Origin of the sequence: Leptospira ainazelensis, from assembly GCF_016918785.1 — a bacterium.
In the GTDB taxonomy this organism is placed as follows: domain Bacteria; phylum Spirochaetota; class Leptospiria; order Leptospirales; family Leptospiraceae; genus Leptospira; species Leptospira ainazelensis.
The window spans coordinates 414,052-432,220 of the sequence record NZ_JAFFPT010000079.1; the positions used below are offsets into that span (position 1 = coordinate 414,052).

Sequence of the window (18,169 nt, forward strand, 5' to 3'; positions counted from 1 at the left end):
CCGCGTAATTTCCCCAGAGGGAGGCTGAAATGAAGAAACTTCGGGGTATAATAGAAGACGATTTCGAAATCGAGACCTCCTAATAATTTACAAAAAATAAATTTTCGTCGTCCGTAGGAACGGCCGTCGATGGGCAGAAAGAAATTCTTGACTGTTTTATTTTTTCCGATTCTTTTAAAGGCTCTCTCTCAAGAATTCTTTTAATTCTAAACATAGGATCGGAAATGAGAACCTTTACCTTTTACCGTTTGATTCGATTCTTGTTCGGAATCAAAGTTTCAAAGAGGATTTTTAGAAAGGAAAAAATCGGAAATTTATTTAGAATCGATTTCATCGTCGAAAAAAGTCGTTTTGACAAAATGCGAAAGTTCGTTGATCGGAACACGATGATCACAAACCTTTCAAGGAAGAGATTCTCCACTCAGCTTTTAATAGCGCTTCTTATATTCGGCGTTTTTCCTCTTTTCGCGGAATCTCTTTCTAAAGAACAGCTAAAACTCGTAGGTGTGGTTCATTCGATCATTGACGATTTGGACGACTTAGTTCTTAAAAAACAAAAAAGCGAAAGCGACGACGTTTATCTGCTTGTAAAGGAATCCATCACAAAGCTCAGAAGCGGAGTTTTGAGAGTGGGAATCCGAGAGGATATGGATCGTGATATTTTCGGTTCGGCCGCTTTTTCCATCCGTTCCAAAGAAGAACCGGATCCGAGCATTTATCTCAGTCCCTATCTTTTAGAGCTCTACTCAACTCATCCTTCCATCGTCCTATCGGCATTCGTTCACGAATGTCAGCATTCAAAAAGTTATTTTGACGATCCCGAACGTTTTGTGGATTTAGGTTCGACGAGCGCTCTCGAAAAATATCTTTACGAACTGGATTCTTACAATCGGGAATCTCAGTTTATTCTTAGATACTTAAAGAAGAATCCGAAATACAAACTCACACCCTTTGAAATTCTTCTTTCAACAAGTTTTGAAAAAGACAACTTAAACTATTTCTCATACGCCGCGCTCGGTCACGACATGTCTCTTGCGGCTTATCTCTACAATGTATCCGGTTTTAAGCTGACTTATGAAGAGAAAATAAGGCTGATAGAGAAAACCCTCGATCAACTGCTCTCAACTCCCTTGGATAACAAATCGGATTCTTGGGATCAATATCAGCAAGTGGTTCCGATCTATTCTTTTCTTCAATTCGCCCCGCAGGCGATTCGAAACGTGGACACGGTTCACGATCGGATTGTGGATCAGTCGAAATATGATCTACAAAAACAACACGCGGAATTATACGAAAGGTTACTCATTCTAGAAAAACGATTCGGCGATAATATACAAAAATATAGATATTTGCAGAATACGCTCGATAAACTCAAACAGATAGAGTAGCCATTCGGATAAGTTTTTTTTTAGAATAAAATACCGATCAACCAAACCACAGGAGACCAATAGTATGAAAAATAGAATCACCGTTGCGTTCTTGATACTCCTCTCCTTCGGTCTGTATTCACAACAGAGCGAAGAGGCGAATCAAATCGTAAAAAATTTAAAATACCAAACCGGTAAAATCGTCTTAGGCGATAACCTTGCCACCTTAACCGTCCCTCCTCACTTTCGATACATTGACGGAAAACAGAGCAAACTCGTTTTGGAAAAAGTTTGGGGAAATCCGCCCGGTTCCGAACCCCTCGGGATGTTATTCCTAAAAAATGAAACCCCGCTCAGCCAAAACTTTACGTTCGCAATCAGCATAGGATTTTCGGAAGAAGGTTATATCAAAGACGACGACGCAAAGGATATGGACTACGAAGACCTCTTGGATGAAATGAAGGAGGATACTAAAGAATCCAACGAAGAGAGAAAAAAAGAAGGTTATCAGACTGTAGAACTCGTCGGCTGGGCCTCTCCTCCGTTTTACGATGAGAAGACAAAAAAATTACACTGGGCGAAAACTCTCAAGTTCGAAGGAAGCGAAGTGGACACGCTCAATTACAATATTCGAATGTTGGGCAGAAAGGGAGTTTTGATCCTAAACGTCATCGCGGACATCGATAAACTTCCTCAAGTGAATCAAGAATTGGATGCGATCGTAAATTCTACCGAGTTTAACGATGGAAGCCGATACTCCGATTTTAATCCGGGATTGGACACGGTCGCGGCTTATGGGATCGGCGGTTTGATCGCCGGAAAAGTTTTGGCAAAAGCTGGTTTATTCGCTCTTCTTCTAAAATTTTGGAAGGTGATCGCGATAGCCGCGATCGGCGGTTTTAGCGTTCTCAAAAAATTCGTCTTTAGGGAGAAAACGACCCCTCCTCCGACTGACGACACGACAAATACATAATAAAAACAGCATATATTGTACAAAAGGTCGGAGTTTGAGTCGGCGAACACGGATTCGATAAAACAAAACTCCGATTTCTTTTCAGATTTTTGGATAAGCTCTTAGATTTTGTCTTCTATACACGCTTGACCGATTCTTAAAAAACTAACAGATCCTCGTTTCACTGCGGAATCTTCGGACCAAGTTCGTTGATCAGCTGTTCTTCCGGAACGGTGAGATCGATCTTGTCGACCTTTTCCGGAATTCTTCCCGCGAGAACGTCTTCCGTGAGATTTTTAATTTTTGCTAATATAGTTTCATCGCTACAGTTAGAAATCGAGATGATATTCGGAAGATCCCTTCCCCAGGAAAATCGAATCCCCGGGCTTTCCACAAAAAAAGATTCTGTGATTCCGTCCCCTTCCTTATCGATCATCGTAAAAACGGTCGAATCACCCGTGACCACAACGGCTTTTTTTCCTTTTTTGATCTTATCGGTTTTCACTCGAGTGTTGGTCATTTCTCGATTCCAAAGATAATAGTATAATTTTCTAATTTGAGAATCGATCAGACGATCTCTTGCGGTCTTATACAATTCTCCGTATTTTTTCCCGACTTCTTCTTCTCCTTTCATCTGACCGTCGAGTTCCCTCGGCGTCGTAGAATGAAGATAATAATCCGGAATCCCATTGACCGTATTGATATAAAAGGACTGATCTTTTCTCTCTCCCGGATACGGGTTGGTTTCGGGACCCGGATTTTTAAGAAATGCAAGGAGTTGATCTCTTCTCTCGTTTACTTTTTTTCTGAGTTCTTCGGCTCGAAAACGAAGAGAACTCGTCTTCGGAGAATCTTTTCCGTAAAATCTTTCGGAACGTTCGAGTTCGGCGCTCACGGTTCTTTCGGAAGAATAATTCTTCAGAAGTTCTTCGTCGTATTTCATGAGAAGGTCCAATTCTTTGGAGCGTTTTACCGGTTCCGCCGAAGTCTGGCTCACCTCACTTTTGTTAGGTGAAGTTTCGGTTTTATTCGATTCTTTTGAAACGTTTGTGTTCGTCGGAGCGGGTGTATTTTCCGAAGTTTTGGCTCCGGTCACACTTCTTTCCGACTCAGGAAGTCTGTAATAGTCCGACTCCAATTCTCTGAGTCTTGCGTAATTGGAAATTTTTACGAGATAGTCTTTTTCTTTTTCTCTTACGCCGTTTGGATCGTCGTATCCGTCTTTTAAAAGAGTCAATTGTCCTTTATAGATGATCATCAAAGTGGCTTCGGAAGAATCCCGATTCGGATTCCGGTCCGGAAGAGCCTTCCCTTCCTTATCGACCAACTGAACAAAGTGAAACGCAAGACGATCGGTTCGGAATTCCGTGATGTTTTGAATATCTGGGGAGATTTGTAGATCGGAAGAGGACCAAAGAGTCCCTCCCAAAACGAAAAGTACAAATAGAAGGAGGAAAACGGGTTTCTTTCGTACGACCGGAAACAAGCGATCCATAAAATTGGATTTCATCTTGTTTTTAGTATCGGCTTTTAAAGCTTTGGAATGAGAGAAATCAGTTTCTTTTGTGGGCTAAATGAAGAGAATATTCCATCCCCGGAATCGTCTCGGAAAGACCGTCCAGCCTATATTCCACGGTTTGAATGTCCGAAAAGTTTTCGAAAACGGTTTTTTCCAAAGCGATAAAAGTGGAATCCAAAAGCGCCATCTTCTTCCGAGCGATTTCCTTTTGTTTTTCTTCTTCTTTCATCTGTTGTTGCACATAGGTGTAATCGATTCTAAACTTCATTCCGGAAAGAATCTCCTGAAGAGTCGACTTTCTAAAATCAAGAATCAGAGTATTTCCGTTTTTCCAGATCGCCTTCACCGCGTATTGAATCTCGGGTAAACGTTTTAGATTTTTATAATGTTCTCCCTTACCGGAAGCGAAAGCCTTGTCGAAATAGGAAGACTCGCTGATTTCTCCGATGAGAGTCATCGTCTTATGACGGAACTCGTCCTCTTCCAAAAGGACTTTTCTTCGAACCGGAAAAACCTGTCTTTCCCCGTCCGATCCGTAGATGGTGATCTCGGTTCTCGGGTCCCTGTTTCCGACTTCATAAAGGGAAAATGGAACGAGCGTGATAAACGGATTGTGACCCGCGAGAATAAAGGAAGTGAAAAATAAAATGACTCCGATCCAAGCGTAAGTGAGAAACAAGGTTCTACGAGAAACCCCGTCTTCGGTCGCCGTACGGAACAACCAGAGATAACCGAGATTGATTTTTACTCCCGCGGTCTTGATCGCTTCCCATGCCGCGTCTCTGAGCGCGATTGCAGATTCTTTAATTCTTTGCCAATTCATATCCCCGGATTCCCTCTACGATACTTTTCGCTAACTTGACTTGTAAACCTTTGCTCTGCAAAAGTTTCGATTCTTTCTCATGCGAGAGATAACCCATTTCCACAAGAACCGCTGGCATGAGGCTTCCTCTCAGGACTGAAAAGTCGGCCTTTTTCACTCCCCTGGACAGGATTTGAGGTTGGAGCTTTTTTTTCATCTCCGATTCCAATGATCTTGCTAAGATTCTGCTCCTTCGTTGGATCAAAGAAGACATCATTCCCGCCTGCACTTTTTTGACCGCGGAAGTCCCTCGGGGTTTGAGAATCCTGTTTTCCAGAAGGGCGGTTTCCCGCGCAGATTCCGTGGAAGGAGTTTGAGAAAGATAATAGATCTCGAAACCGTTCACGTCCTCGTTGATGGAAGAATTACAATGAAGACTGATAAAGAGAGAACTTCCCGTTTTTTTGAGTTCCCGGTTTGCGATTTCGGAACGACGTTCCAATTCCACAAACGTGTCGTCCGGTCTCGTGAGGACGACATGGATCTCGGGATAAACCTTTTCGAAGAATTTTTTAAGAATTTTGGCGACCTGAAGAGAGATATCCTTTTCGTGGGTTCCCGAATCGGAAGCGGTTCCGGGATCTTTTCCTCCGTGACCCGCGTCGATCAGAATCGTTTTGATCCCGAGTTTTTCGGCGCTCGGAAGGACTTCCAACTCCAACACGTTTTCCTTATATTCATAGCGGACGTCTTCGGACATCAATTGAACAAAAAGCGCTTCGATGATTTCGGGAGGAATGAGAAAATCCCTTTCCTTGTAAAGAACGGGAGAGGAAATTTTTTCTATCGTCTGGTTGAATGTATAAAACGAGGAACCCACTCGAAATCGGATTTCACCGGAAGGATGTCGAATCGAACCTACAAAGGTCGCGGGATTAAAATAGGATTTAAGCGAAGGAAATTCCTTTTGAACGTCTTCAAAGCGCACATAACGTTCGCCGGATTGTGTGGGAATGGCGACCTTCGCCTCCAATTCCCACACACTTAGGGAGAATAGAATCAGCCCCCAAAGATAGATTTGATTTTTTGCCAAATCGAACCTTTTTTCTTTTGAGAACCTTCTCTTTTTGTATCGTTGATATCGAACAGGTTCCGTTTGCTCTTGTCGTATTGTTTGTTGGACTGCTGCTGCTGATTTCGATTCTGTCCCTGGCTTTGATTCCGTTGTCCCTGTTGCGGCTGACGTTGTTTGTCTTTGTTTCCTTGGAACTTGTTCTGCTTATTGCCTTGTCTGTTTTGTTTCGGCTCCGCGGACAAAACCGAATCGGCCTTTTGCAAAAAGACTTCGGCTTCTTGGATCGCAGCCGCCGGTTTTTTCTTTTGTCCGTCTCGAGGATGTGCGTGACCCGCGTGTGTAGGACGTTTGTCTCCGCGTTTGTCGCGACCGCCGTGAGAATGAGCTCCGCCTCGTTCTCTTTCGTGAGGACGTCTCCCATTTTGTTTGAAATGAGTTTCTTTTTCTTTATCGTAAGAATCTCCGCCCACAAAAGCCTGAAATTCTCCCTTAGGAAATTGGATGTATTCTTCGTTGACTTCGAGGACTTCGATCTTTTGTTTGAGATACTTTTCGATCTTTTCCAATTCCACATAATCGGATTCGGAACAAAAGCCGATCGCCTTTCCCTTTCTTCCCGCTCTCGCGGTTCTTCCGATTCTATGAACGTAGTTTTCCGTGTCTTGGGGAAGGTCGTAGTTGTAGACGATGTCGATATTCTCGACGTCGATTCCTCGGGAAGCGACGTCGGTCGCGACCATATAACGGTATTTACCCGATTTAAAATCTCTCAAAAGTCTGAGTCTTTTTTTCTGATCCAGTTCGGAGGAAATTCCGGTGACGGGAACTCCGAATCTTCGAAGGGTATGTACGATTTTTGGAATATTCGCTTTATAGTTTGTGAATATGATTCCCTGACCCTCGTCCGTCGAGTTGAGAATCAAGTTGGTCATATAAGGAATTTTTTCCTCTCTTCCCAAGTGAACGATCTTTTGATCGATTCTTTCGGTGATGATCTTTTCCGGATTGATCTGGATCTCTACGGGTTCGTTTAAGAATCGATAGGCGAGACGCATCACTTCGACGGAAAGGGTCGCGGAAAAAAGCAAGGTCTGCTTCCGATTCTTACATTTATGAAGAAGCCAACGGATGTCCTGGATAAATCCCATGTCGAGCATTCTATCCGCTTCGTCGAGGACAAAGAATTCAACATTTGTAATATCGATGGAACCGGACTTGATCATGTCGATCAGCCTTCCCGGAGTCGCGACGATGATTCCCTTCAATCCTTCCAAGTCCTTGTTCTGAGACTTGTAGTCGGTTCCTCCGATGATCGGAACCGCACGAACCCCTTCCGCGTGTTTGAGAAGTTTTTTGGCTTCGTCGGAAATCTGCATCGTCAATTCTCTTGTGGGAGCTAAGACGAGTGCGGAAACTCCCTGAATTTCTTTGGTAAGAATCGTGTGAATGACGGGGACCAAAAAGGCCACGGTTTTTCCAGTTCCGGTTTGTGCGAGACCCGTGATGTCCTTTCCTTCCAATCCATGAGGAATCGATTTCTCTTGGATCGGAGTCAGTTCGGTATAACCGATGTCTTGAATGGCGGAAAGTAATTTGGGATGTATGGAAAGTTCTTCGAATTTCATGTGTGCTGCTTCTGAGCGATTAAGTGGAATGTATCCCCGTAGCAGGTGAGGTCCGAGAGACGTGCAAAAAGTCTGTGACTCAGGATTCTTCCTCGCCAACCCCTATCTCGGGACGGGTGGTAGGACATCGGCTTTTTATACTCAGTTGTAAAACCGTATCCTTTCAACATTTTTTTCAGGGATGCTGGGCTGTAATCCCAAAAATGGTCCTTGGGGTGTGTACGAAACCATTCTTCCGGATTGGTCTGAAAGGTGGGACCGTTGAGAGACGGAAGTCCGAGGAACAAAAAGCCTCCGGGTTTGACAAGACCGGTTAACTTTTCAAAGACGAAGTCCGCATCGGGAAAATGTTCGATCACAAAGAAAGCCGCCACAACGTCAAAGGAAGCCTTTTTGAGAACATTCTCCTCCAAAAAAGAGGCACAGAGGACTTCGAGGCCCAGAGTTTTCCGTGAATATTCGACTTCTGCGGGGGAGATCTCAAGACCGGAGACCTCATATCCGTTTTTCTTCGCTTCGTCCAAGAAAAATCCGGCGGCGGAACCCAATTCAAAAAGGGAAGAATGTTTCGGATCCTGAAATCGACCGATCATCTCGAGACGTTTTTTCGCGAGCGCGCGAAGGGATTCTTCGTCTTCGTAATAGGTCTTTTGATACTGATTTTTGTACTCGTCCAGAAAGTAAGAATCTTTGTATTCCCGAGTTCGGGCGGGTTTATAAAAACAAACCCCGGTGCGTTTGCAGATCTGATACTGTTCCGGAAAGCGCGGATGGGGAATGAGCTCGAGTTTGGGAAACATTCTCTGGACCTAATGAAACGGGAAGGGAGAAGAAAGAAAATTCCTTTTTTCGAAACTGCTTGAAAAATCGAGGAAGAGAATCTTCTTGGAAGGATCTTTCCAAAATTCTTAAGAATCAAAACGTATGAGCATCCAAAATAAAATCGAATCTCTGGGTTACAAACTTCCCCCTCCTCCGCAGGCAATCGCGGCCTACATTCCCGCAAATCAGAGCGGAAACCTCGTGTTTACTTCCGGTCAACTTCCCTTAAAAGACGGACAATTGATGCTCACTGGAAAATTGGGAGAAGGTCTTTCCATCGAAGACGTAAAAGAAGCTACGATCCAAGCCAGCCTAAACGCAATCGCCGCGGCTTCTGCGATCTGCGGAGGTCCTGACAAAATCGTAAGGATCGTGAAGATCGGAGTTTTTGTAGCTTGCGGTCCGAGTTTCACCGAACATCATCTCGTCGCAAACCACGGAAGCAATTTTCTTCTTTCAGTTTTCGGAGAAGAAGGACGTCACGCGCGCTTTGCCGTAGGAGTCCCTTCTCTTCCTTTGAATGCACCCGTCGAGATCGAGGTCACCTTCCAGGTAGCAGATGCTCCGTAATCTTTTGAGAGACATTCAATGGAGTGTGAGGTCGATTCCTCTTCTCGCGAGAGAATGGTTGACGTTCTATCTTTCCTTTACCGGTAGATTTACCGATTTTTGGAAGGAGAAGTCCGGAACCGAAAAAGTCCTTTTTGTCGCGGTGACGTTTCAACTTTTTTTCAGTCTTTCGACTTGGATCGAATACACGATCAATCTCGGTGGAGAAGAAACGGAAGGACTTCGTGTTTCGTCTAACTTTTACTTTATCATCCTTTCTGCGGGTGTTTTCTTTTTTGGTTCCTTCTGGAGATCGCATTGGTTGGGTTCTCTTCTTTTGAGCGTTCAATTTCTTCTCGGCTTAGGAACTCTTGCGGGAATCTTTTTTCCCGAAACTTTCTTCGTGAGTTTTTTGAGGGAAGAAGATTACGTTTTTAGTTGGAAGTTCTACGGTTTTTTGGGGGCTTGGGGTTTTACTTCGCTTCTTGCCTTGAATCAGTTTTTTCAGAAAGATTGAAGTCTCAAAGGAAAGTAGGATCTCCTATTTTTCTTGGATTTTCGAGTAAGAATCGCGGGGAGAAAGGGAAAGCCGGATCTTCGGAATTGCCCCTTTGTTTCTTCGAGACAAAGTAAAAGTAGGAACTCCCAAAATTTTGAATTTTCATCTTACGACTCGTCTTCCATAGGTAGAAACGCCGTATCCGTTGCCTCTTTGAGAACTAAAAAGTAGGATCTCCTCTAAAAAAGGAGTTCCTACGTCTTTATCTCCATTTACGAGCAAACAACTCTCTTTTTTATCCTTCCTCCAAAACCAAAATCTCCTAACCCAGGCTCACCTTTTTTCGAAAGGCAGGTTTCAGACGAATCCTCCGATCGTGAGAGTTCCCACAAAAAACCAGAAGAGACATAGCCTGCTGCAAGATAACGCCGCAAAAAGCGGATTCAAATTTAACAATTCTTCTTCAATTAATTATTTACAAATTCAAAATCAGATCCATCATCCGAATGCCATGGAGAAATAAACATGAAAAGGATAATATTTGTACTTTCTAATTTTCAATATTCTAATAGCACAATCTTCCAAAAATTCACAAACGGGGGCGGAGATTATAGAACGCTCCAACCAATTCATCGAACAACTTTCCTACCCGATGCGCGAACGAGATCTTAAGCCGGATGGCGACATTGGAAAAACATTCGAAGATCTAAAAAAGGATTCGGAAACATTCTTAAAGGAAGCGAACTCCGACAAAAGCGCATTCAAAGAAGTTGAAAAGGTAAAAACAAAACTGCAACAAATCAAAGCGGAATACATTCGAAAAAGAGAACAAATCGCATCCGAAGAATATAACTTCAAGCCGCGGTTCGGAATTTCCCCCGGAATCATGTATCTTTCCGGCCAAGGCAGAGGAGAATACATTTCAGGCGCAAGCGTAGATTCTTTCGGATTTATTGTCGCAAACGAAAAGCTTCGAAATATCACTCGTTTGTTTCCAACAGTGACCGGCTACTGGTCTCCGGAAAGGGTAAGTCCGTTCTTTCTTGGAGTCACAGTCGGACTGAACGAAGGAAAAAACTCAGGTTTGGGTTATTCGCTTGCTTACGGGTTTACGTTAGGAGTCGTTTTGTCCGGTAACGTTCACTTCGGAGTTTTTTACGGTCAAATCTTCGATCCTTCCGTTCGTAAACTTCCCTCCTATCTTCACTTGAGTCAGCCCTATCCGAGCTATTTACTCGGGCCGGAAGCTAAAGCATCCTATCAATACGCCGGTTTTTCCGTTCCCACGGAGGCGGTAAATGGAATTTACAATGCGTTTGGAATTGTCATCAGTATTTCTGTCGGAAAATAAAAAGGGACATCCAAAAGACCAATCCGTTAAACGTTCGAAAAATCGACTTGTAAAACATTAAGGATAACTAATATAGTCCCACGCCGCCTGCTGACTCGGCAACATCGTACAGTTGTGTTTTGTATTCTCGTCCCCGCTTGCGCAGAGATTGGTGGTCAGACGATGTGTGTTTCCAAAAGGGGCCGCTCCGGAATCCGCATCCGTGAGGGCGCCCGCCATCCCGAATGAATTCAGCCAGACATCGGTGACTTGATTCGTATTTCCGGAAAAGTTCGCCACCGAATCTCCGACGTGAATCAATCCATAGTAAGAATTCGCCGAGGTCAAACCGGTCGAGTTCAACCAAGGAGCATTGCTCGCCGAGGCGACGTGATAATCGGAAACTCCGCTATAAATGGAAATTCTTCCCAAAGACTTTATCTTTCCTTGATAGGCCGCATGTCCGCTTCCTTGCGAATGTCCTCCTAAATAGACCTTACTCCAATTCACCTCGTCTCCGCTCAAGAATTGGTCCCATCCGTCGTTGGGCCTTTTGGCCGCAAGATACTGGAGTAATTTCAAAAGCCTTCCGTCTATAGAATTGATAAAGTCCACGGAAACCGCAGTCGTTTTATCCACTCCCGTAAGAATTTCTTCTCTTGTATTTCCAAAACAAGAAGCGGAATTATTCGGCGCTGTGTTGCAGATAACGTTGATCGGCTCCGAGTTCGGATACATAAGACCGATACTGTGATAACCTCTTACGGCTCCTTCTTCTATGATCTTAGAAACCCCGATCGGATTGGAACCGGAACCTGGCAAAAAAACCGAAAGCAGATTTTTGGGCGTCCCGGAAGGAAGATACATCAAATGTGGATCGTTATATCTTAGAATACAACTCGCTCCATAACTCGGAAGAACAAAAATTCTCGTAAGCCCGTTGGAGGTATCAACACGCGGAGGAAGCGAGGTCTGACCGCATCGGATAAAGTCGACAACCGCCAAACCTACGACCATTTCCTGAAGATCCCGATCTTGTTCATCCTTGTCATCGAACCATTTCGTACAGCCCGAAAACAAAAGAAAGATCAAGAAAAGTATAAAAGAGAATTCTAAAGTGTTTTTTTTCATCTAACCTGCGCCGTTTCAAGTTTTGAATCTATGAAGAATGGCTTTTATCCTTATCTTGCAAAACAGTCGTTCCTCGGCTGAATTTCATTCTTCTTTTTATTTTGAGAATTTCGGTTCACAAAAGTTAAATCCTTTTTTTCGATATTCGTAGAAATAAATTTTATCAATACGAAAGAATTAAGAATCGTTCGTCTAAGATTTTTTTTAAAACGTTTCTCCGTTTTTGTATTCTCGATTTCGATCCTTTGCACAAACTCCGGAATCCGCGCACTCCGACCTCCCGGAAACCAAATGAAACGTTTTGGAATCCGCTCCGGAAATGATTTTCCCCTGCCAATAGACATTTCGCGAGTCCTTTGCGTAATCGGAATCCATGGAAAGATTCGTATCCAATGGGTTCGGATATTTCAGCACCTCAAAACTTTCCGTCGAACAGGAAAAAGGCGATAGATCCGATGGATCTATGTAATAACATCGTTTCCGATCTTTTGCATAGTGATCAAAAAGGATAAACGTCTTTGGTTCCGATTCGGGAATCCGTTTTCCCTTATAGTAGATTGCGGTTTTAGTTTTTAGAACTTCGTAATAAAAAGAATCGAGAAACAAAGGTGATTCCGCCTCCTCATCGATGCTCGTTCCCGTATAATAAAGGCGTTTTCCGTCCATCCCATAGTCGGTCCTACTTCCTTCGCGGCTCAGAACTCGAAAACTTTCCGGCTTTGCCTTTTCCAAAATGAAAAATACGATCTCCTTCTCGGTCCAAATCTTTAAATCAAGAGGAATCACTATCAACCAGGCTTTGGGTGAATTCGTTCTGAGATTCAAGTTCGTCGTTACGTAATAAACGTTCTTCCGATCCGAAGAATATCCGTTTCCCAGAATTCGAAAACTTTCAGGATCGACCTCGGGCAGTTTCGTCTCTTTGTAATAAACGGTCCGTTCGTCTTTTGCATATTCTCTGTCGATAATCTCAAAATTTTTTCTTTCACTCGTATCGATTTTGTGGTCTTCGTAATAGGGGAAAATCCAGTATTTATGATGATATCCTTTCGAACAGGAGACTAAAAAGAGAACAACTAAAAACGATCTGTATTTCATATAATTGATATATTCTATTTTATTAAAATTTAGAATGCGGATTCGAGAGTTTCAAAACGTTTCAAGAAAAACTAACGTTCTAACCGCCTGTTTTGTTGCGGAGGTAAAAAGCCGGATTCTTCTTTGGAGTTTTTGCGGTTTTCTATAAAAGGATTTTTTAATCGAAAATTCCTAGGTCCATTTTCGCGTCTTCGGTTGCCATTTCTCTCGGATCCCATTTCGGAATCCAGACAACTTCCACTTCGGCTTCGGTGATTCCATCCACGCGAAGGGTGTGATTGATGACGTCCTGTTTCATCTGTGGTCCTGCGGGACAGGCCATCGAAGTATATGTCATATCGATCTTTGCTTTGGTTCCTTCGACCTTGATTCTATAGATAAGTCCGAGCTCCGCGATCGAGATTCCGATCTCGGGATCTTCTACCTTTTTGACTTCTTCGTAGATTTGTTCTTCTAACGAGTTTGTAGGAGCTTCTAACATTTTTTTGGCCCCTCCTTTTTTGTTTTTTTTAAGGACTCACTTTGTTTCCCAAAAGAACCGTTGTGGGAACTCCCAAGATTTTCACTTTTCGATGTAAAAGCCGATTTCTCAAAAACGAAATCCCGATCTTCAATGCGGTAGGGATCAAGGCGGAGTCAATCCATTGGAATTCGGCGCGGTTTTCTCTACGGAGAAGAAGAGTCAATGGATTGACTGGAGCCGCGAGCCCGGTCCGCAACGCGGAACCGCCCTCATACCCGATGTTTCTTACGTTCGTAATCGGTTCTCTTTTAAAACTAAAGTAGGAACTCCCAAAAATTTAAAATCTTTCACGGAAGAATTCGATTTCACTTTGGAATCTTGGAAAGCGCCCTCTCCAGAGTATTCCAAGGGAGAACCGCACATTTGATCCTCGCCGGAATCTTTTTCACGGATTCCATGGATTCCAGTTCCTCCAATTCTTCTTCAAACTTGGGATCCTTGTTCTCCAATATCATTTCCTTAAATCGAGAAAGAATCCTTTCCGCTTCGGAGACGGTCTTCCCCCGGATCGATTCCGCCATCATGGATCCGGAAGCCTGCGATATGGAACACCCTTTCCCGTTTACCCGGACCTCGGAGATTTTTTCTCCTTCCAGATTGATCGTAAGTTCAAGTTCGTCTCCGCAAAGAGGATTGACCCCGTGTTCATACAAGTCCGCAGGTTCGAGTTTCCCTCGAAATCTGGGATTTTGATAGTGATCTAAAATGACTTCTTTGTAAAGACTATCGCTTAAGGACACGGGAGAATATCTCCTTTACCTTAATTAGACCCTCGATCAGCCGATCGATATCGTCTTTTGTATTGTAAAGGTAAAGACTCGCGCGACAGGTCCCCGGAATATTTTTGAACGCCATAAAAGGCTGCGCACAGTGATGTCCGACTCGGATCGCAATTCCTTCTTCGTCCAAAATCGTTCCCACGTCGTGTGGATGTACACCCGGAAAATTAAAGGAGATTACTCCTCCTCTTTTGGAAAGATCCGTCGGTCCGTAGAGTTCCAGTCCTCCGAAATCATCCAATCGATCGAGTGCATAAGACAAAAGTTCCAGTTCATGATTTCGGATTTCTTTCATCCCGATCGTTTCGAGATATTCGATCGCCGATCCGAATCCGATCACTCCCGCTATGTTCGGAGTTCCCGCTTCCAAACGAGATGGAAGTTCCGCATACGTCGATCTCTCTTTGAACACCTGAGAGATCATATCCCCCCCTCCCATCCAAGGAGGCATTTCTTCTAAAATTTCTTCTTTTGCATAAAGAACTCCGACTCCGGTCGGCCCGAGCATCTTGTGAGCGGAGAATACGTAGAAGTCAAAGTCCATCTCTTTCATATTCACGGGAAGATGACAGACTCCCTGCGCTCCATCCACAAGAACCTTCGCTCCCACTTCCTTCGCTCTTTTTTGAATCGTCGCGATATCGTGTATCGTTCCCGTCACATTCGACATCTGGGAAACGGCGACTAACTTTGTTTTGGCGGTTATGATTTCGTTTAGGGTGGAAAGATCCAGCGTCGCGTCTTCGTTCAGAGGTATGAATTTTAGAATCGCCTTCTTTTCCTGGGCCAACATCTGCCAAGGTACGATATTGGAATGGTGTTCGAGTTCGTTGAGAACGATCTCGTCCCCTTCTTTGATCTGGGTTCTTCCCCAAGTCTGAGCGACTAAGTTGATGGATTCGGTCGCATTTCTCGTAAAGATACAAACCTTAGCGCACTGAGCTCCGATAAATCGAGAAAGATGAATTCTGCTGAGTTCGTATTTTTCCGTGGCTTTTTGCGAAAGATAATAGATTCCTCTGTGGATGTTTGCGTTTTCTTCTCTGTAGTATTTTTCAATCCGATCGATGACCGTAAAAGGTTTTTGCGAACTCGCCGCACTGTCCAAAAAGACGAGCGGTTTGCCGTTCATCATCGTTCCTAAGATCGGAAAATCGGTCCTTATTCTTTCAGAAGAGAAGCTCATATATGTCAATTCTCCAGATCCACTTCGATTGAGTCACCTACGATTCTCACCGGATATACGGGGAGATCCTCCACCGCAGGCATACAAAGCGCCTTTCCGGTTTTGATGGAGAATTGAGCCTCGTGTCTTGGACATGTGATTACGTCTCCACAGAGTTCTCCCTCGGAGATGGCTTCTCCGTCGTGTGTACAGACGTCCTCGAATGCGTAAAGATTTCCTTCCAAACTCGTGATCCCGATTCTATTATATCTTGTTTCCACTACTTTGACTTTCCCGTTTTCGATTTCGGAAAGTTTTGCGAGTTTTCGAAAGCTCATAATTCTCCCTCGACCTTTTTCGCGATGAGTACGAACAATTCTTCTCTGATCGTTTCGGATTCGATTTCGCCGATCACTTGTCCCAGAAAGCCGTCCACGATCATTCTTCTCGCCTCGTCCTCGTCGATTCCCCGGGAAGCGAGATAAAACAATTGATCTTCGTCGATCTCTCCTACGGTCGCTCCGTGTTCACACTTTACGTTCTCCGCATAAACCTCCAATTTTGGAATCGATTCCGCTCTCGCGGTTCGATCGAGAAGAAGGTTGTTGTTGATCTGGATCGCGTTCACGTCCTTGCACGTGTTCGGGATCTGGAGATTCCCCGTAAAGATATGATGGGCTTTTTCTAAATACGCGCCTCGATAGAGGATTGAACTTTCCGTATGACTTTCCCTGTGAATGATCTTCACTTCGGAATCTTGGAATTCCCTTCCGGCCATCGGAGCCAACCCGAGAACCCGAGCCCTCGCGCCTTTCCCGGATAATTCCACTTGAAGAATATTTTTTCCTTTGTATCCGCCGGGTGTGACCTTCGAGATCTTTACGTCCGAATCCTCTTTTTGATCGGAGAATAGATTCTGAAAATGGAATACGCTGGAACCGAAGGATTCGATTCCGGCATAAGAAAGTTTTGTTCCGGTTCCGCTCTGAAGGATCGTAAGCCCTTGGAAGAGTTTGAAGTTTTCCTCTTCGGAACATTCGTAACGCTCCGCTAAAAACGCCTTGCTATGATTGCCGAATTTGGCGACGACCAAAGGAAGAATTTTCGATTCCTTTTCCAACCGAAACTTGATTTCGATTTCTTCGGTAAGAATTTGGTCCTCGCCTACTTCGAGATAAATCCCGTGAGTGAAAGAAAAAAGACTGAGGAGGGTAAACCATTCCATATTCTGTTTTTGGAATGTGTTTTCGAGAGAGTTTAGAAAGAATTCGAGTTCTTTTCCGGAAAGTTTTTCCGATCTGATGATTTTTACTTCTTTTTGTGCGCGGATCGAAACCGCGTTTTCATCGGGAGAATCCGAAAATTCTTCAGGATGAAAATTGGAAAGAGGAACCTTGCGCCAGGATTCGTTTTCGGTTCTCGGAATCGAGAGTGTGGAAAATTTGGAAAATACTTTTTTCCGAAAATCTTGGAGCGACTGAGGTTCCTTACTTTTTGAGAGAAAAGTTGTAAACTGTGTTTCTAAGGACACTTGCTTTTAGTCCCCGGATTCTGCAAGGATCCAATCATATCCTTTCTCTTCGAGTTCCAATGCGAGTTCCCTGGTTCCGGTTTTCAAAATTCTTCCCTTTGCAAAGACGTGAACGAAGTCCGGAGTGATGTAGTTTAACATTCTCTGATAATGTGTGATGAGAAGAATCGAACGTTCCGCCGTTTTGTTTCTGTTGATTCCTTCGCTTACGATTCGAAGCGCGTCGATATCGAGTCCGGAATCCGTCTCGTCGAGAACCGATAGTTTCGGTTTGAGGAGACTCATTTGAAGAATTTCGTTTCTCTTTTTTTCTCCTCCGGAGAATCCGTCGTTCACGTAACGGGAGCTAAACGATTCGGGAATGTCGAGATCGGCCATTCCTTGTTTGAGTTCTTTTCTGAATTCCTTTACGGGAAGATCTTTTCCTCGAACGGATTTTACGATCGTCTTTAAAAAGTTTCCGATCGTTACGCCGGGAATACTCGTAGGATATTGAAAGCAGAGAAAGATTCCGAGCCGCGCTCTTTCGTCGGTCGGAAGTCCGAGTATGGATTTTCCTTCAAAGAGAATATCACCCGAAAGGACTTGGTATTTCGGATGTCCCATGATGACGTTCGAGAGCGTACTCTTTCCGGATCCGTTCGGACCCATGATGGCGTGAACTTCTCCGGATCGAATCGTGAGATTGACACCCTTTACGATTTCTTTGATTTCTCCGGAATCTCCGGTATGAATTCCTGCCCTGAGGTCCTGGATCTTTAAAATCTCGGTCACAAAAGCACCTTTTTTCAGTGGATAGCGGGATTGCGAGTTTTTCTTCGTTGCGATCGTTTGCGGGAGGGAATGGTTCTCCCGATAGCTCTCGTTGAGAAAGTCGCTTCCGTCTCTTTCCTCTGATCCCTATTCTACCAGTGTTTTTTTCCGTAGGGAGAGATCAATAGGAAAGAGAAAATAGGTCTTGAGGAGTGTCTTGGGAGTTCCTACTTTTTTGTTTTCCTTCTACAGAGAAAAACACCTCTTTAGAATGGATCGTTTTTTTGCATGGGAGTTCCTACTTTTGAGGAGATTCCCTTTTCTCGGGAAGTTGGGATCGATTTGGGATTTTTTTTGGAACATAAATGAAAATCCTCCCAATTGACCGTGGAATTAGGATTTCTTCTTTTTCCCACTGAGGACCTTTGTTAGATTTTTGGGGAGTTCCCGCGAAAGATGTTTTTTAAAACAATTCTTACCTTAGAGGGGTCGATCACCTATTTTATTTAGGAGATCCTACATTAAGGACCGAGTTCAGTTCAAGAGAAGAATCTCACTCCTTCTTTTATTGTCCATCTTTGAACTTGGGAGTTCCTACTTTAATCTTCTAAAGGAGGATTCCGACTATTTAGGGGAGTTCCCACATCGA

At 43.9% G+C, this 18,169-nt stretch carries 18 protein-coding genes; 5 read left to right on the forward strand and 13 right to left on the reverse strand.

The genetic code is table 11. From position 1 onward, the window contains the following. Positions 1-224: 224 nt before the first annotated feature. The gene (locus JWG44_RS20740) at positions 225-1,388 is read left to right on the forward strand and encodes a hypothetical protein (protein WP_205276951.1); all 1,164 of its coding nucleotides are present in this window, start codon (positions 225-227) and stop codon (positions 1,386-1,388) included. A 64-nt stretch (positions 1,389-1,452) separates the two neighbouring features. After that, positions 1,453-2,340, forward strand: a complete 888-nt coding sequence (locus JWG44_RS20745; RefSeq protein ID WP_205276952.1) for a DUF2167 domain-containing protein — start codon at positions 1,453-1,455, stop codon at positions 2,338-2,340. Between the two features lie 160 nt (positions 2,341-2,500). Here JWG44_RS20745 and JWG44_RS20750 read toward each other — a convergent pair whose 3' ends face one another. The 5 genes from JWG44_RS20750 to JWG44_RS20770 are packed head-to-tail and all read right to left on the reverse strand — an operon-like array spanning position 2,501 to position 8,140. Further along, positions 2,501-3,829, reverse strand: coding sequence for a hypothetical protein (locus tag JWG44_RS20750; RefSeq protein WP_205276953.1), 1,329 nt, complete (start codon positions 3,827-3,829; stop codon positions 2,501-2,503). 43 nt (positions 3,830-3,872) lie between these two features. Beyond that, on the reverse strand, positions 3,873-4,661 hold the full coding sequence (locus JWG44_RS20755) for an LIC_10740 family protein (protein ID WP_205276954.1): 789 nt from the start codon (positions 4,659-4,661) through the stop codon (positions 3,873-3,875). Then, positions 4,642-5,733, reverse strand: a complete 1,092-nt coding sequence (locus JWG44_RS20760) for an N-acetylmuramoyl-L-alanine amidase family protein (protein WP_205276955.1) — start codon at positions 5,731-5,733, stop codon at positions 4,642-4,644. Before JWG44_RS20760 ends, JWG44_RS20755 begins: the two co-directional genes overlap by 20 nt. Further along, the gene (locus tag JWG44_RS20765) at positions 5,700-7,340 is read right to left on the reverse strand and encodes a DEAD/DEAH box helicase (RefSeq protein ID WP_205276956.1); all 1,641 of its coding nucleotides are present in this window, start codon (positions 7,338-7,340) and stop codon (positions 5,700-5,702) included. The genes JWG44_RS20760 and JWG44_RS20765 overlap by 34 nt, the downstream gene beginning before the upstream one ends. After that, entirely contained in the window at positions 7,337-8,140 is an 804-nt protein-coding gene (locus JWG44_RS20770) for a class I SAM-dependent methyltransferase (protein WP_205276957.1), read from the reverse strand. The genes JWG44_RS20765 and JWG44_RS20770 overlap by 4 nt, the downstream gene beginning before the upstream one ends. A gap of 124 nt (positions 8,141-8,264) precedes the next feature. Here JWG44_RS20770 and JWG44_RS20775 point away from each other — a divergent pair, with 124 nt between their 5' ends. The 3 genes from JWG44_RS20775 (at position 8,265) to JWG44_RS20785 (ending at position 10,561) form a co-directional block, all read left to right on the forward strand. Then, positions 8,265-8,732: a RidA family protein gene (locus JWG44_RS20775; RefSeq protein WP_205276958.1), complete on the forward strand. Its 468-nt coding sequence runs from the start codon at positions 8,265-8,267 to the stop codon at positions 8,730-8,732. Beyond that, complete coding sequence (locus JWG44_RS20780; RefSeq protein ID WP_205276959.1) at positions 8,722-9,228, forward strand: hypothetical protein; 507 nt, start codon at positions 8,722-8,724, stop codon at positions 9,226-9,228. The genes JWG44_RS20775 and JWG44_RS20780 overlap by 11 nt, the downstream gene beginning before the upstream one ends. A 523-nt stretch (positions 9,229-9,751) precedes the next feature. Beyond that, positions 9,752-10,561, forward strand: a complete 810-nt coding sequence (locus tag JWG44_RS20785) for a hypothetical protein (RefSeq protein WP_205276960.1) — start codon at positions 9,752-9,754, stop codon at positions 10,559-10,561. Positions 10,562-10,618: 57 nt separating this feature from the next. Here the strand turns inward: JWG44_RS20785 and JWG44_RS20790 are convergent, their stop codons facing one another. The 8 genes from JWG44_RS20790 to sufC form a co-directional block, all read right to left on the reverse strand. After that, on the reverse strand, positions 10,619-11,671 hold the full coding sequence (locus tag JWG44_RS20790; protein ID WP_205276961.1) for a BPSS1187 family protein: 1,053 nt from the start codon (positions 11,669-11,671) through the stop codon (positions 10,619-10,621). Positions 11,672-11,875: 204 nt separating this feature from the next. Then, a complete protein-coding gene (locus tag JWG44_RS22580) occupies positions 11,876-12,769 on the reverse strand; it encodes a DKNYY domain-containing protein (protein ID WP_205276962.1) in 894 nt (297 codons plus the stop codon). Between the two features lie 157 nt (positions 12,770-12,926). Further along, the gene (locus tag JWG44_RS20800) at positions 12,927-13,250 is read right to left on the reverse strand and encodes a metal-sulfur cluster assembly factor (RefSeq protein ID WP_205276963.1); all 324 of its coding nucleotides are present in this window, start codon (positions 13,248-13,250) and stop codon (positions 12,927-12,929) included. 347 nt (positions 13,251-13,597) lie between these two features. Further along, complete coding sequence (gene sufU, locus JWG44_RS20805; protein ID WP_205276964.1) at positions 13,598-14,032, reverse strand: Fe-S cluster assembly sulfur transfer protein SufU; 435 nt, start codon at positions 14,030-14,032, stop codon at positions 13,598-13,600. After that, complete coding sequence (locus tag JWG44_RS20810) at positions 14,016-15,257, reverse strand: cysteine desulfurase (RefSeq protein ID WP_205276965.1); 1,242 nt, start codon at positions 15,255-15,257, stop codon at positions 14,016-14,018. Before JWG44_RS20810 ends, sufU begins: the two co-directional genes overlap by 17 nt. Positions 15,258-15,262: 5 nt before the next feature. Then, positions 15,263-15,574 carry a non-heme iron oxygenase ferredoxin subunit gene (locus tag JWG44_RS20815; protein ID WP_205276966.1) on the reverse strand — a complete coding sequence of 104 codons (312 nt, stop codon included), beginning with the start codon at positions 15,572-15,574 and terminating at the stop codon, positions 15,263-15,265. Further along, positions 15,571-16,767: a Fe-S cluster assembly protein SufD gene (sufD, locus tag JWG44_RS20820; RefSeq protein WP_205276967.1), complete on the reverse strand. Its 1,197-nt coding sequence runs from the start codon at positions 16,765-16,767 to the stop codon at positions 15,571-15,573. Before sufD ends, JWG44_RS20815 begins: the two co-directional genes overlap by 4 nt. A 6-nt stretch (positions 16,768-16,773) precedes the next feature. Continuing rightward, positions 16,774-17,541, reverse strand: coding sequence for a Fe-S cluster assembly ATPase SufC (sufC, locus tag JWG44_RS20825; RefSeq protein ID WP_205276968.1), 768 nt, complete (start codon positions 17,539-17,541; stop codon positions 16,774-16,776). Positions 17,542-18,169 lie beyond the last annotated feature (628 nt).

What these genes read in the sequence shown, in the direction of transcription:
- JWG44_RS20740 (WP_205276951.1), top strand. Translation starts at nt 225, where the DNA reads ATGAGAACCTTTACCTTTTACCGTTTGATTCGATTCTTGTTCGGAATC.
- JWG44_RS20745 (WP_205276952.1), top strand. Translation starts at nt 1,453, where the DNA reads ATGAAAAATAGAATCACCGTTGCGTTCTTGATACTCCTCTCCTTCGGT.
- JWG44_RS20750 (WP_205276953.1), bottom strand. Translation starts at nt 3,829, where the DNA reads ATGAAATCCAATTTTATGGATCGCTTGTTTCCGGTCGTACGAAAGAAA.
- JWG44_RS20755 (WP_205276954.1), bottom strand. Translation starts at nt 4,661, where the DNA reads ATGAATTGGCAAAGAATTAAAGAATCTGCAATCGCGCTCAGAGACGCG.
- JWG44_RS20765 (WP_205276956.1), bottom strand. Translation starts at nt 7,340, where the DNA reads ATGAAATTCGAAGAACTTTCCATACATCCCAAATTACTTTCCGCCATT.
- JWG44_RS20770 (WP_205276957.1), bottom strand. Translation starts at nt 8,140, where the DNA reads ATGTTTCCCAAACTCGAGCTCATTCCCCATCCGCGCTTTCCGGAACAG.
- JWG44_RS20775 (WP_205276958.1), top strand. Translation starts at nt 8,265, where the DNA reads ATGAGCATCCAAAATAAAATCGAATCTCTGGGTTACAAACTTCCCCCT.
- JWG44_RS20780 (WP_205276959.1), top strand. Translation starts at nt 8,722, where the DNA reads ATGCTCCGTAATCTTTTGAGAGACATTCAATGGAGTGTGAGGTCGATT.
- JWG44_RS20790 (WP_205276961.1), bottom strand. Translation starts at nt 11,671, where the DNA reads ATGAAAAAAAACACTTTAGAATTCTCTTTTATACTTTTCTTGATCTTT.
- JWG44_RS22580 (WP_205276962.1), bottom strand. Translation starts at nt 12,769, where the DNA reads ATGAAATACAGATCGTTTTTAGTTGTTCTCTTTTTAGTCTCCTGTTCG.
- JWG44_RS20800 (WP_205276963.1), bottom strand. Translation starts at nt 13,250, where the DNA reads ATGTTAGAAGCTCCTACAAACTCGTTAGAAGAACAAATCTACGAAGAA.
- JWG44_RS20810 (WP_205276965.1), bottom strand. Translation starts at nt 15,257, where the DNA reads ATGAGCTTCTCTTCTGAAAGAATAAGGACCGATTTTCCGATCTTAGGA.
- JWG44_RS20815 (WP_205276966.1), bottom strand. Translation starts at nt 15,574, where the DNA reads ATGAGCTTTCGAAAACTCGCAAAACTTTCCGAAATCGAAAACGGGAAA.